General features: G+C 66.6%; 10 protein-coding genes. 6 read left to right on the plus strand and 4 right to left on the minus strand.

What is annotated here, in order from left to right:
• Nucleotides 1–71: 71 nt before the first annotated feature.
• The 4 genes from CNE_RS28270 to CNE_RS28285 form a co-directional block, all read right to left on the minus strand.
• A complete protein-coding gene (locus CNE_RS28270; RefSeq protein ID WP_013953715.1) occupies nt 72–1,409 on the minus strand; it encodes an aspartate aminotransferase family protein in 1,338 nt (445 codons plus the stop codon).
• 30 nt (nt 1,410–1,439) lie between these two features.
• Nucleotides 1,440–2,942 (minus strand): N-acyl-D-amino-acid deacylase family protein, encoded by a 1,503-nt coding sequence (locus CNE_RS28275; protein WP_013953716.1) that lies wholly within the window; start codon nt 2,940–2,942, stop codon nt 1,440–1,442.
• Nucleotides 2,943–2,970: 28 nt separating this feature from the next.
• Nucleotides 2,971–3,924, minus strand: a complete 954-nt coding sequence (locus CNE_RS28280; protein WP_228772318.1) for a Bug family tripartite tricarboxylate transporter substrate binding protein — start codon at nt 3,922–3,924, stop codon at nt 2,971–2,973.
• A 276-nt stretch (nt 3,925–4,200) separates the two neighbouring features.
• Entirely contained in the window at nt 4,201–5,289 is a 1,089-nt protein-coding gene (locus CNE_RS28285; protein ID WP_013953718.1) for a helix-turn-helix domain-containing protein, read from the minus strand.
• Between the two features lie 236 nt (nt 5,290–5,525).
• Here CNE_RS28285 and CNE_RS28290 point away from each other — a divergent pair, with 236 nt between their 5' ends.
• The 6 genes from CNE_RS28290 to CNE_RS28315 all read left to right on the plus strand — a co-directional run bounded on the left by CNE_RS28290 (nt 5,526) and on the right by CNE_RS28315 (nt 13,352).
• Nucleotides 5,526–6,647 carry an aromatic ring-hydroxylating oxygenase subunit alpha gene (locus tag CNE_RS28290; RefSeq protein WP_013953719.1) on the plus strand — a complete coding sequence of 374 codons (1,122 nt, stop codon included), beginning with the start codon at nt 5,526–5,528 and terminating at the stop codon, nt 6,645–6,647.
• Between the two features lie 28 nt (nt 6,648–6,675).
• On the plus strand, nt 6,676–8,142 hold the full coding sequence (locus CNE_RS28295; protein ID WP_013953720.1) for an aldehyde dehydrogenase family protein: 1,467 nt from the start codon (nt 6,676–6,678) through the stop codon (nt 8,140–8,142).
• A gap of 85 nt (nt 8,143–8,227) precedes the next feature.
• On the plus strand, nt 8,228–9,967 hold the full coding sequence (gene betA, locus CNE_RS28300; RefSeq protein WP_013953721.1) for a choline dehydrogenase: 1,740 nt from the start codon (nt 8,228–8,230) through the stop codon (nt 9,965–9,967).
• A gap of 167 nt (nt 9,968–10,134) precedes the next feature.
• On the plus strand, nt 10,135–11,025 hold the full coding sequence (locus CNE_RS28305) for a TorF family putative porin (protein WP_013953722.1): 891 nt from the start codon (nt 10,135–10,137) through the stop codon (nt 11,023–11,025).
• A 39-nt stretch (nt 11,026–11,064) separates the two neighbouring features.
• A complete protein-coding gene (locus CNE_RS28310; RefSeq protein ID WP_013953723.1) occupies nt 11,065–11,367 on the plus strand; it encodes a CBU_0592 family membrane protein in 303 nt (100 codons plus the stop codon).
• A gap of 362 nt (nt 11,368–11,729) precedes the next feature.
• Nucleotides 11,730–13,352, plus strand: coding sequence for an APC family permease (locus CNE_RS28315; RefSeq protein ID WP_404997176.1), 1,623 nt, complete (start codon nt 11,730–11,732; stop codon nt 13,350–13,352).
• Nucleotides 13,353–13,395 lie beyond the last annotated feature (43 nt).

Genomic DNA, 13,395 nt, shown 5'->3' on the forward strand with positions numbered 1-13,395 from the left:
CTCACGCCCTGCCCCTCTCCCGCAAGCGGGAGAGGGGAGAAAACCAGCGGCAAGCTGACGTCTTCAGTGACTTAGGCCGTCACACTAGCCGGCAGCACCGCCTGCACCGCCGCCGCAAAGCGCTCGACAATCCTGTCGATATCCTGCGGCGTGCAAATAAACGGTGGTGCGAACAGCACGTGGTCGCCATGCACGCCATCGACCGTCCCCCCCATCGGATAGACCAGCAGGCCGTTCTGCACGGCGGCGGCTTTCAGGCGTGCATGCGTCTTCAGCGCCGGATCAAGCGTGGCCTTGCTATCGCGGTCGGCCACGAATTCCACGCCGACGATCAAGCCGCGTCCACGGATATCGCCCAGGTTGGGATGATCGCCCAGCGCCTCGCGCAGCCGTGCCCGCAGTTGCTCGCCGCGCGCCAGCACGTTGGCCAGCAAGTTGTCTTCGGCGATGGTTCGCTGCACCGCCAGCGCCGCGGCGCAGGCCGTGGCATGGCCAATATAGGTGTGGCCATGCTGGAAGAAGCCGCTGCCGCCGACGATGGCGTCGTAGATCCGGCGCGTCGACAGCATCGCGCCGATCGGCTGGTAGCCGGCACCCAGGCCCTTGGCGATGGTGACGATATCGGGCACCACGCCATCCTCTTCGCACGCGAACAGGTAGCCGGTACGGCCCATGCCTGACATCACTTCATCCAGGATCAGCAGCACGCCGTACTTGTCGCACACGGCGCGGATGCGCTTCAGGTAGTCACCCACCGGCGGCACCGCGCCGGCGGTGGCACCCACTACGGTTTCGGCGACGAAGGCGGCCACGGTGTCGGGGCCCAGTTCCAGGATCTTGGCTTCCAGCTCGTCGGCCAGGCGCTGTGCGTACTGCGCGTCGGTCTCGCCGGCCTGCTGGTCGCGGTAGGCATAGCACGGCGACACGTGGTGCGCCGGCACCAGCAGCGGCAGGAAGGGCTCGCGCCGCCAGGCGTTGCCGCCGATGGCCAGCGCGCCCAGGGTGTTGCCGTGGTAGCTCTGGCGGCGCGCGACGAAGTGGCGGCGGCTGGACTGCCCCACTTCGACAAAATACTGGCGCGCCAGCTTCAGCGCCGACTCCACCGCTTCGGAGCCGCCCGAGACGAAGTAGACATGGTCCAGGTCGCCCGGCGCCGCTTGCACGAGCGTGTCAGCCAGGGTCTCCGACACCTCGGTGGTGAAGAACGAGGTATGCGCGTAGGCGATGTTGTCGAGTTGCGCCTTGATCGCCTCGATCACGCGCGGATGGCCGTGCCCCAGGCACGACACGGCAGCGCCGCCGGAAGCGTCCAGATAGCGCCGGCCTTCGCTGTCGATCAGTTCGATGCCCTGCCCGGCAACGGCAACGGGCAGCTTCTGGCGCGGATTGCGATGGAATACGTGGGTCATGATGGTGTGTTGGTGGTGCCTGGCCGCGCGTCAGCGGCGGACGGAAGTGTTTTCGGTGGGGCGGCGCTGCAGCACACGGCCGGAGAAGGCGGGCAGTGCGCTGCCCTCGCTGTCCGCCTGCGCGGACTGTTCCCAGACCCGGGCGCCATTGACCCAGACGCCGTGGATGCCAGTGCTCAGCTGCAGCGGGTCTTCAAAGGTGGCGCGGTCCTGCACGCGGTCCGCATCGAACAGCACCAGGTCGGCAAACGCACCCGGCACGATCTGGCCGCGGTCTGCCAGCCCGTATTGCTGCGCGGCCAGTCCGGACATCTTGTGGATCGCGGTTTCCAGCGTCATCAGCTGGTCTTCGCGCACCATGCGCGCCAGGATGCGCGGGAAGGTGCCCCACTGGCGCGGATGCGGGCGCGGGTCGAACGGCATGCCGTCGGAGCCGAAGATGGTCAGCGGAAACTGCGCGATCCGCTCGACGTCGCGCTCATCCATGATGAAGTAGATCGCCGCCGCGGGACGCAGCTTTGCCAGCAGCGCGTCCTCGTCCAGGCCAAGCTCCTGCATCAGCTCGTGGAAGTCGCGGCCGCCCGCGGCCGGGTAGCCGGTGGACCAGGTGATCATGGTGCGCGTGGACTGGCGCACGCGGTCCAGCCGCAACATGGTCGAGGTCGCGGGATAGGGATGGCAGTCCAGGCACAGCGGCTGCAGGCGCGCGGCGTCAGCCAGCAGCCCGAGGGTTTCGACCGAGCGGCCGTGATTGCGCTTGCCCGCCACCTTGTGGTGCGAGAACACCACCGGGCAGTCGAGCGCGCGGCCGATGCGCAGCGCTTCTTCGATCGACGGCACGATGTCGTCGGTCTCGTCGCGCAGGTGCGTGGAATAGAGGCCGCCGTGGGTGCGGACCGGCTCGCACACGGCGATGATCTCGGCTTCGGTGGCGGCTGCCGCGGGCGGATAGAACGTGCCGGTCGACACACCGAAGGCGCCCGCCTCCATCGCCAGCCTGACCTCGTCGCGCATCGCGGCGACTTCCGCCTCATTGGTGGGCCGGTCCAGTTGCGGCATCGCGCGCACGCGCAACGTCGAATTCCCGAGCAGCGGCACCACGTTGACATTGGCCGGCGTCGCGCGCAGCGCGTCGAGCCACTGCGCGAAGGTATCGAAGCGGAACAGCGCGGGCGGCCCCAGCAGGTCCAGCGGCTGCGGCGGCGCGCTGCTGACCAGCGGCGCCACGCTGATGCCGCAATTGCCGGTCACCACGGTGGTGATGCCCTGCGACACCTTGGGGGTCATGTCCCGATGCACCAGCAGGTAGCCGTCGTCGTGCGTGTGGGCATCGATAAAGCCCGGTGCCAGCACGCGGCCGGCTGCGTCCACGGTCTGGTCCGCGGCCATGTCGCCGCAGTCGCCCACGGCGATGATACGGTCGCCCGCGACGGCAACATCGGCCACGCGGCGGGCTGCGCCCGTGCCGTCCACCACCGTGGCGTTGCGGAAGATCAGGTCGGCGCGCCGGGGCGCGGCGGGTTGCGATGCCATCGTCAAATCCTTGTCTCTTCGGCGGGCGTTACTGCGGCGTGATGCCGGCCTGCCTGACCACGGGCGCCCACTTGTCGGTTTCACGCGCGGCATAGCCGGCCAGCGCCTGCGGCCTGCCGCCGACCGTTTCGGCACCGAGCGCGGCGAACTTGTCCTTGATGGCCGGATCCACCAGCGCGCGGTTGAAGGCGCCGTTGAGCTTGCCCACCACGTCGGCCGGCGTGCCTTGCGGCGCCACCAGGCCGCCCCAGGCCACCCCTTCGAAACCCGGCACGCCGGACTCCGCGATGGTGGGCAGCGCCGGCAGCAGCGGCGAACGCGCCAGGCTGGTCACCGCCAGCGGCTTGAGCTTGCCGGCCTTGATCAGCGGCAGGATGGTCGGCATGTTGTCGATCAGCACATTGACCTGGCCGCGCATCACATCGGTGGCGGCCTGCGGGCTGCCCTTGTAGCCGACGTGCGTCCAGGCGAGCCCCGCCTTGTCCGCGAGCAGCTGGCCGGTCAGGTGGCCGGACGTGCCCTGGCCCGGCGAGGCATAGGTGACCTTGTCCGGATTGGCCTTCACATAGGCCACGAGCTCGGCAATGGTCTTCACCGGCATATCCGGCTTCACCGCGATCACGTTCGGCACCTTGAACAGCAGCACCACCGGCATGAAGGCATCGGGCCGGTACGGCAGCTTGCGGAAGGTGCTCTTGTTGATCGACAGCGTCACGTTGTTGGCGTAGCCCAGCGTGTAGCCGTCAGGCGCGGCGCGTTCCAGTTCTGAGATTCCGATCACGCCCGAGGCGCCGGGCTTGTTGTCGATCACAAACGACTGGCCCAGCGACTTGCCGACTTCGGCGCCCAGTGCGCGCATCAGCACGTCGGGACTGCCGCCCGCCGCGGACGGCACCACCAGGCGGATCGGGCGCGACGGATAGCTGTCCGCCACTGCCGGCCCAGCCAGGCCCGCGGCGCCCAGCCATAACAGGGTGGCCATGAACCGTCGCTTTTGCTGCTGCCTTTGCACTTGCATCTCGATATCCCGTCCAGTACCTGGGTAGGCCCCGGCTACGCGTTTGCAGTATAGGGGCATGATCCGAGTCAATGCAACATTTGTTTCCTAAGGCGCGGAAATGAAACACCCACGATGCGGCGCAGGCACGAAAGTCCTTGCCGCAACGGCCCCGAACCCCAATGAAACAGTCGTTACAGCTGTCGGGGCGCCCCGCCACAATGAAAATGGGGCGGCAATGCATGCCGCCCCCCGGCGCTGTCAGGCTGCTGTGCGTGGCTTGTCCGCCGCACGCTTGCGCGGGGTCTTGCCGCCGCCGGTTGCCGGCGGCGCTGCCGGCCCGGTGACATCCTGCGAGGCGCCGACCATGGTCAGGGCGTTGCCGTGCTCGTCCAACGTGACCTCGCCTTCCTCATGGATGTCGCGATGGCTGCCGTCGGGCAGCTGGATGCGGTAGTCGACACTGTATGGCGCCTTGTCGACGATGGCCGCGCGGATGGCGGCCTGCACGCGGGCGCGGTCCTCCTCGACGATCGACGCCAGGTAGCGCTCCATGGTCACCTTGAACGCCTGCGGGGCCCAGCCGAAGATGCGGTAGGCCTCGTCGGTCCAGGCGCAGTCGTCGGTCTGGATATTCCAGTACCAGCCGCCCAGGTGGGCAATCTCCTGCGCCTTGGCCAGCAGCGCCTCGTTCTGGCGCAGCGCGGCCTCGGCGCGTCGCCGCTCGGTGATGTCCAGGCTGACGCCGATCATCTTGACCGGGCGCTGGTCGAAATCGCGCACCAGCGTGGCCCGCGACGAGATCCAGCGCGTGGTGTCCTCATGCACGACGCGGAACTCCCACTCGTGCATCTCCTGCGCGCCCAGCGTGCGCGCCAGCACCTCGCGCAGGCGCGCAACGTCGGCCGGGTGCACGCAGGCCCAGAAGTCGTCCATGTTGCGGATATGGCGGCCGAACAGCGTGACGTCGTTGGACGAGTAGGTCAGGCCATCGGTCAGCACGTTCCATTCCCACGTGACGATGCCAGACACCTCCTGCGCGAACTTCATGCGCGCCTCGCTCTCCATGATCTCCGCCAGGTGCTTCTGGCGCAGTTCCTTGATGTGCGGGTCAGAGGCGATACTGGTCTCCAGGTCGGCGATGGCCTGCTCGCCGTAGCGCAGCCACAGCCAGTTGACACCCAGGAAGCGCGCCAGCGCGAGCAGCCGCTCGTATTCGATCTCGCCGCCACGGGTCCACTTGTGCACGGCCGACGGCGACACCGACAGCGCCTCTGCCACCTGCTTGAGCATGATCCTTTTGCCTTCCAGCACCCCCTTCAGGCGCGTGGCAAAAGTGTCTTCCGTCATGGGCATCCCCTCCACTTTTTTTCAACCGATGGTGAATTGAGTAACTCGAACCTTACACCATCACCGCAAATCGCGCGAATTGATAGCCATTAACCATCGAGTAGATCATTTTCATCGGTTTTTTGAATTGCAGCACCCCTGCGCTCCTCACTAGACTTCATCCCACATCACCCATAGTAATTTAATTTACTGTTAGTAAATCGATAAAGCACCGAGACCAACGAGGAGACAACCCCATGCAAGACACCACCGCCCCCGTCTGCGGCACCACCCCGCCGCTGGCCTACACGCTGCCGGCCGACTACTACACCTCGCAGGAAGTCTTCGAGCAGGAGAAGAAGACGATCTTCGCGCGCAGCTGGGTGTGCGTGATGCACAAGAGCCAGGTGGCCGAGAACAACCAGTACGCCACGGTGAAGGTGGCCGGCGAGAACGTGTTCGTCGTGCGCGGCCGCGACGGCGTGCTGCGCGCGTTCTACAACGTCTGCCCGCACCGCGCCCATGAGCTGTTTGCGGATGGCGCCGGCAAGGCCAAGAACGTGATCACCTGCCCCTACCACGCCTGGTCGTTCGGCCTGGACGGCAAGCTGATCCATGTGCGCAACGCCGAGAACGTGCCGGGCTTCTGCAAGGACAACGCGGGCCTGACGCCGGTGCGCGTGGAAGAGTTCTGCGGCCTGGTCTTCGTCAACCTGGACATGGACGCGAAGCCGCTGGCCGAGCAGGCCGCCGGCCTGAACGACGAAATCCGCGCCCGCTGCCCGGATGTCGACAAGCTGGTGCCGGCGCACAAGCTCAGCTACGAGATGAAGGCCAACTGGAAGGTGGTGGTCGACAACTACCTGGAATGCCTGCACTGCCAGACCGCGCACCCGGCGCTGGTCGAGTCGATCAGGATGGAGACCTACAAGCACGAAGTGCGTGGACTCTACACCAGCCAGGTCGGCCAGACCCGCTCGGGCAGCGACGCCTTCACCTATGACAGCGACGCCCCCAACACCGACTTCGCCGCGTACTGGCTGTGGCCCAACGTCACGCTGAACGTGCTCCCGGGCGACGGCAACTACGGCGTCTTCTACATGTTCCCGGTGGATGCCGACACCACCATCCAGCACTTCGAGTTCTACTTCCGCGACAGCACGCCCACGGCCGAGCAGGAACAGCTGATCGAGTACTACAAGAACGTGCTCAAGCCCGAAGACCTGAGCATCGTCGAATCGGTGCAGCGCGGCCTGAAGTCGCGCGGCTACCGCAACGGGCAGGGCCCGCTGCTGGTCACCGACGACAAGACCTCCGCCATCGGCGAGCACGGCGTGCAGCACTTCCAGCAAATGGTGCTCGACGCCCTGGCCGCCTGAAACGAACCACCGAACCGGAACCGCAGCAATGATCCAGACCCAGCTCTATATCGACGGCCAGTGGCAGTCGCCCATCGACCAAGGCACGCGCGCCATCCTGAGCCCGGCCGACGAGTCCGTGATCGCCCAGGCCGCCGAAGCCACCCGCGCCGACGCGCGCCTGGCCATCGCCGCTGCGCGCAAGGCCTTCGACGGCCCGTGGCGCCAGACGACGATCCGTGACCGCGCCAAACTGCTGAACAAGATCGCCGAACTGATCGACCGCGACGCAGAGAAGCTCGCCCACCTGGAGTCGCTCAATACCGGCAAGACGCTGACCGAGAGCCGCACCGACATGGGCGATATCGCCGCCACGTTCCGCTACTTCGCGGGGCTGGTCGCATCCGAGTCGGGCGCCGTCAACGAAGCGCCGCACCATGTGATCAGCCGCACCCTGCGCGAACCGGTCGGCGTATGCGGCCTGATCACGCCGTGGAATTACCCGCTGCTGCAGGCGGCGTGGAAGATCGCGCCCGCGCTGGGCGCCGGCAATACCGTGGTGATCAAGCCCAGCAACCTGACGCCGCTGACCACGCACCACTTCACGCAACTGGTGGCCGAGCTGGACCTGCCGCCGGGCGTGTTCAACCTGGTGACCGGCGGCGCCGAAGTGGGCGCCGATCTGGCCGAGAGCCTGGACGTGGACCTGGTGTCCTTCACCGGCGGCGCCTACGCCGGAGAAAGCATCATGAAGGCCGCCACCGGCAACTTCAAGCGCATCGGTCTAGAGCTGGGCGGCAAGAACCCGAACATCGTGTTTGCCGATGCCGACCTGGACGCCGCGGTCGATTACGCGCTCAACGCCGCGTTTTTCCACGCCGGGCAGGTCTGCTCCGCCGGCTCGCGCCTGATGATCGAGGACAGCATCTATGATGCATTCATCAGCCGGCTGGCCGAGCGCCTGCCGCGCATCGTGATCGGCAACGGCTTCCATGGCGAGACCCAGATGGGCCCGGTGCAGTCGGCGCAACAGCACGAGAAGATCCTGGGCATGGTGCAGGCCGGCATCGCCGAGGGCGCACGCCTGGTCCACGGCGGCAAGCGCCCGGCGGGCGACGTATTCAAGAAGGGCTACTGGCTGGAACCGACGCTGCTGGCCGACGTGACGGCCGACATGAAGATTGCGAAGGAGGAAATTTTCGGGCCGGTGATCACGGCCGAGCGCTTCCGCTCCGAGGAGGAAGTGCTGCGTGCCGCCAACGACACCCCGTACGGCCTGGCCGGCGCGGTCTGGACCCGCGACCTGGACAAGGCGAATCGGATGTCGCGCGGCCTGCGCTTCGGCACGGTGTGGGTCAACGACTACCACCCGTACTTCCCGGAAGCGCCGTGGGGCGGCTACAAGGCGAGCGGCATCGGCCGCGAACTGGCCCGCGTCGGCCTGGACGAGTACACCGAACTCAAGCACAGCTATATCAACCTGGCCCCCAAGGCGATGGGCTGGTTTGGCGCCTGAGCGCAGCTGACTTCGTAATCGCGTGCGCGGCGGACCCACCCCCGGGCTGCCACGCACGGCGTCACGCAAACAAGGAGATTGCACCATGCAGGCAATCCATGAGTACGACTACATCATCGTCGGCGCGGGCTCGGCCGGCTGCGTGCTGGCCGCGCGGCTGACCGAGGATGCCGATGTCTCGGTGCTGCTGCTGGAAGCTGGCGGCCCGGACTGGCGCCTGGACTGGCGCACCCAGATGCCGGCTGCGCTGGCGTATCCGCTGCAGGGCACGACTTATAACTGGGCCTATGTGACCGAGCCCGAGCCGCATATGAACAACCGACGCATGACGCAGGGCCGCGGCAAGGGGCTGGGCGGTTCGTCGCTGATCAACGGCATGGTCTATATCCGCGGCAACGCCATGGACTACGACGGCTGGGCAGAGAACAAGTCGCTGGAGAACTGGAGCTACGCCGACTGCCTGCCCTACTTCCGCAAGGCCGAGACCTACGACAAGGGCGCCAACGACTACCATGGCGGCAACGGCCCGCTGCACGTGACCACGCCCAAGCCCGATATCAGCCCGCTGTTCCGCGCCTTTATCAAGGCCGGCGAGCAGGCCGGCTATGGCCAGACCCAGGACCTGAACGGCTATCGCCAGGAAGGTTTCGGTCCGATGGACCGCACCACCACCGCGCGCGGGCGCCGCTGCAGCACCTCGCTGGCCTACCTGGACCAGGCGAAAGACCGGCCCAACCTGACCGTGCATACGCGTGCGCTGGCGGACCGCATCCTGTTCTCAGGTCAGCGCGCCACTGGCATCTCATACGTCCAGGGCGACCACGTGCGTGAAGCCTGTGCGCGCCGCGAAGTGATCGTCAGCAATGGCGCGATCGCCTCGCCGCAACTGCTGCTGCGCTCCGGCGTGGGCAATGCGGACGAGCTGCGCGCATTTGGCATCGAGTCGGTGGCAGATCTGAAGGGCGTCGGCGAGAACCTGCAGGACCACCTCGAGATGTACCTGCAGTACGAATGCACCAAACCCGTATCGCTGTACCCGGCGCTGAAGTGGTGGAACAAGCCCGCGATCGGCATCGAATGGTATCTGCGCGGCACCGGCACCGCGGCCTCCAACCACTTCGAGGCGGGCGGCTTTATCCGCAGCAGCGATGACTTTGCCTGGCCCAACCTGCAGTACCACTTCATCCCGCTGGCGATGAACTACGACGGCAGCAACCCGGTGCAGTCGCATGGCTTCCAGTGCCATGTGGGCTCGATGCGCTCGCCCAGCACCGGCTTTGTCAAGCTGGCCAGCCGCGACCCGCGCGTGAAGCCGCGGCTGCTGTTCAACTACATGGCGCATGACGTCGACTGGCGCGAGTTCCGCGCCGCAGTGCGCCTGACGCGCGAGATCATCGGCCAGCAGGCGCTGGACCAGTTCCGCGGCCGCGAGATCAAGCCCGGCATGATGGTGCAGAGCGATGCCGAGATCGACGCCTTCGTGCGCGAGCATGCCGAGACCGCGCTGCACCCGTCCTGCACCTGCAAGATGGGCGACGCCTCCGACCCGATGGCGGTGGTCGACAACCAGGGCCGCGTGCACGGGCTGTCGGGTCTGCGCGTGGTCGATGCCTCGATCATGCCGAAGATCATCACCGGCAACCTGAACGCACCCACCATCATGATGGCCGAGAAGCTGGCCGACGTGATCCGCGGACGCGCACCGCTGCAACGCTCGACGGCGCCTTACTACAAGGCCGCCACCGCGCGCGGCGGGTCGCAGGCAGACGCGGTGCGGCATCCGCCAGCCACCACTGCGCGAATGCCGATGCCGATGCCCGCCTGACCAGGCGGAGCGGCGCGGGCTTCCCGCCAGAACCCCTGACCGACGCATGTGCTTCCGGGACTTCGGTCCCCGGCGGGCAGCGTGCGTCCGGTCGGGGCGCCGCGCACCCACACCACGAAGCCGGCTACCCAGAACAAACGCAGACCGGCTGCAAGGAGGAGACTTCCATGCTGTGCAAATGCTTTGCTTCAAGACGGGCCCTGCAAGGCGCCCTGCCCCTGCTGCTGTGCCAGGCGCTGACCGCGCAGGCGCAGACGAGTGCCGGGGCCGAAACCACGCTGGCCGTGGCGCCGGTGCCGCAGGTCACGGCTACCGTGCCGCCGGCCGAGGCCGCATCGCCCGCGCCGCTGAGCGCCAACCTGACGCTGACATCGCAATACGTATCGCGCGGTTTCCGCCAGACCTGGGGCAAGCCTGCGGTGCAGGGCGGCATCGACTACGCCCACCCCAGCGGCTTCTCCGCGGGTACGTGGATGTCGAGCATCAGCGACAAGTTCATCGAGGGCGGCACCGTCGAATGGGATCTGTATGCCGGCTACACCGGCACCGTCGGCGATTTCACCTATGCCGGGCAGGTCTACTACTACCTGTACCCGGGCGCGAAGCTGCAGTACGCGCAGACCAGGTACAACTACGGCGAGGCCGTCGCGTCGCTGACGTACAAGTGGTTCAACGTCAAGTACTGGCTGACCTATACGCCCGACTACTTTGGCTACAACAGCGCCTCGCTGCTCGCCGGCAACGACCTGCACAGCCGCGGCTCGGGCTACCTGGATATCAACGGCACCTTCGACCTGGGCCACGGCGTCTCGCTGCTGCTGCACTACGGCCAGGAGCGCGTGCGCAACTTTTCCGCCTACAGCTTCCGCGACGTGCGCGTGGCATTGTCCAAGGCCTTCGAGGGCGGCTGGACCGTGACCGGCGCCTATACCCGCGGCTGGGGGCGCACCGACGTCTACGACAAGTACACCACCGGGGCGCTGGATTCGTCCGGCAACCCTTCCGTTTCCAACCCGCTGAAAAGCACGTTCCTGGTCTCGCTGACCAAGACGTTCTGACGGCAATCTTCAACCGCTGTTTTACCGCTTCCTACCACCATGGCCTCCCTGGGTCTTACCGACGCGACCGGACTTGTCGGCGTTGCCGCCTACGTTGCCGCGCATTTTGCCGTGCAGGTCCTGCACAAATCCCCGACCGGCAGGCTGGCCGTCGTCCTCAACGTGATCGGGCCGAGCTGCATCCTGGTCTCGCTGACCGGCGCCTTCAACCTGGCCTCGTTCCTGACCCAGTGCTTCTGGCTGGGGCTGACGCTGGTGGGCTGGTGGCGCAACCGGCGGGCAGGGCATGCGGTGGTGGAAACGCTGGGCGGGCCGCGCCCGGGACAGCCAGCGCAGCAGTAAGGAAGAGGCGGCCGGGACGCTTTGCAACGCGATACAAATCTTCCGTTGCCTTGGCTCCCAGCCGTTTCTATACTCACCTCGAAACACCCTTGGTAACATAATTAACTACTGGTGAATCGACGAGATACCGGAAAGCCTGAGACCCCGTAACGGGCCGCATGGCAACCCGGGATGACAACAGGAGACAAGGATGAGAAACGCCCCCAGAATCCCCGCCAGACATTCCCGACCGTCGTAACCCCGGCAGGCAGTACCGCAACGTACCCACCCAGACCGCAGACGGCAGACCGTGACGGAGCGCAGCTCCAGATAAACGGCAACCCGGGAAGCAAGGAGACATCGTGTATTCACAGAAAGACGTGCTGTCGATCGGCGCGCAGGCGCCGCTCGCCCCCGCCCAACCACAGCAGCAAACCCAATCGCATGAACTGCAGCGCACCCTGACCTGGAAGGATGCCTTCTGGGTCACCAGCGGCGTGCCAGCGGGCGTGCTCTTCACCATCGGCGGCGTGTCCGCCACCATCGGCAACCCGGCCTGGGTGATCTGGATCCTCGCCATCCTGGTCGGCTTTGCGCAGTGCTTCGTCTATGCGGAGATCTCGGGCCTGTATCCGCACAAGTCCGGCGGCGCCTCGGTGTACGGCGCGCTCGGCTGGGTGCGCTACAGCAAGTTCGTCGCACCGGTCTCGGTGTGGTGCAACTGGGTAGCCTGGTCGCCGATGCTGGCGCTGGGCACCAGCCTCGCCGCCGGCTACATGCTGAGCGCGCTGTTCCCGCCCGACTCGGTCATCAACACCTGGCAGCTGACGCTGCTGGACCTGGGCGTTGTCAGCAAGGGCCTGACGCTGCGGGTGAACTCCATCTTCATCCTGGCCACCGCCTTTCTGCTGATCACCTTCAAGCTGCAGCACAGCGGCGCCTCGGCCGCGGCCACCACGCAGCGCATCCTGGGCATTGCCTCGCTGACGCCGCTGGTGCTGATCGCGCTGGTGCCGATGTTCACCGGCGACATGCCGTCCACCAGCTTCCTGCCGCTGCTGCCGCTGACCCATGACGCGGCCGGCGCGCCGGTGCTGGGCGGCTGGAACGCCGCCGGCATCAGCACCGCCATGGGCGCCATGTTCCTGGCCTGCTGGTCGACCTTCGGCTTCGAGACCGCAGTGTGCTACACGCGTGAGTTCAAGGATCCGCAGAAGGACACCTTCAAGGCGATCTTCTGGTCCGGCGTGCTGTGCCTGTTCATGTTCATCGCGGTGCCGATCGCCTTCCAGGGCTCGCTGGGCCTGTCGGGCATGCTGGAACCGGCCATCGTCGACGGCTCCGGCGTGGGCGCGGCCATGGCCAGGTTCGTCGGCGGCGGCGCGGTGGTGTTCAACGTGATCGTGGTGATGCTGGTGCTGGCGATCCTGCTGATCGTGATGACCTCGATGATGGGTTCGTCGCGCACGCTGTACCAGGCCTCGCTCGACGGCTGGCTGCCGCGCTACCTCTCGCACGTGAACGAGCACGGCTCGCCCACGCGCGCCATGTGGACGGACCTGGTGTTCAACCTATTCCTGCTGCTGATGTCGAACTACATGGCGGTGCTGTCGATCAGCAACGTCTGCTACATGATCTTCGTGTTCCTGAACCTGCAGTCGGGCTGGATCCACCGCATGGACCGCCCGGACTGGGCCCGGCCCTACAAGTGCAAGAACTGGCTGCTGGCACTGGGCGCGTTCTTCGGCTTCTTCGACCTGGCATTCGTCGGTGCCGGCGCCAACTTCCAGGGCGAGCACACACTGCGCAACGGCCTGATCGCCGCGCTGCTGATCGTGCCGGTGTTCGTCTACCGCCACTACATCCAGGACAAGGGCCGCTTCCCCGAGTCGATGCGCCGCGACATGGAGCTGCCCAATGCGCGCGCTGGCGCGCTGCCCTACGTGGCGCTGATCGTCGGCGGGCTGGTGGTGTGGATCGCTGCCAAGCTGACGGTGATCACCTGACGGCTCCGGCAGGCCGGCCCGGTGCCGGCCTGACCCCCTTCCC

Origin of the sequence: Cupriavidus necator N-1 (assembly GCF_000219215.1) — a bacterium.
GTDB classification, from domain to species: Bacteria; Pseudomonadota; Gammaproteobacteria; order Burkholderiales; family Burkholderiaceae; genus Cupriavidus; species Cupriavidus necator.

Coding starts and splice junctions, on each gene's coding strand:
- CNE_RS28270 (WP_013953715.1), bottom strand. CDS start 1,409: ATGACCCACGTATTCCATCGCAATCCGCGCCAGAAGCTGCCCGTTGCC.
- CNE_RS28275 (WP_013953716.1), bottom strand. CDS start 2,942: ATGGCATCGCAACCCGCCGCGCCCCGGCGCGCCGACCTGATCTTCCGC.
- CNE_RS28280 (WP_228772318.1), bottom strand. CDS start 3,924: ATGGCCACCCTGTTATGGCTGGGCGCCGCGGGCCTGGCTGGGCCGGCA.
- CNE_RS28285 (WP_013953718.1), bottom strand. CDS start 5,289: ATGACGGAAGACACTTTTGCCACGCGCCTGAAGGGGGTGCTGGAAGGC.
- CNE_RS28290 (WP_013953719.1), top strand. CDS start 5,526: ATGCAAGACACCACCGCCCCCGTCTGCGGCACCACCCCGCCGCTGGCC.
- CNE_RS28295 (WP_013953720.1), top strand. CDS start 6,676: ATGATCCAGACCCAGCTCTATATCGACGGCCAGTGGCAGTCGCCCATC.
- betA (WP_013953721.1), top strand. CDS start 8,228: ATGCAGGCAATCCATGAGTACGACTACATCATCGTCGGCGCGGGCTCG.
- CNE_RS28305 (WP_013953722.1), top strand. CDS start 10,135: ATGCTGTGCAAATGCTTTGCTTCAAGACGGGCCCTGCAAGGCGCCCTG.
- CNE_RS28310 (WP_013953723.1), top strand. CDS start 11,065: ATGGCCTCCCTGGGTCTTACCGACGCGACCGGACTTGTCGGCGTTGCC.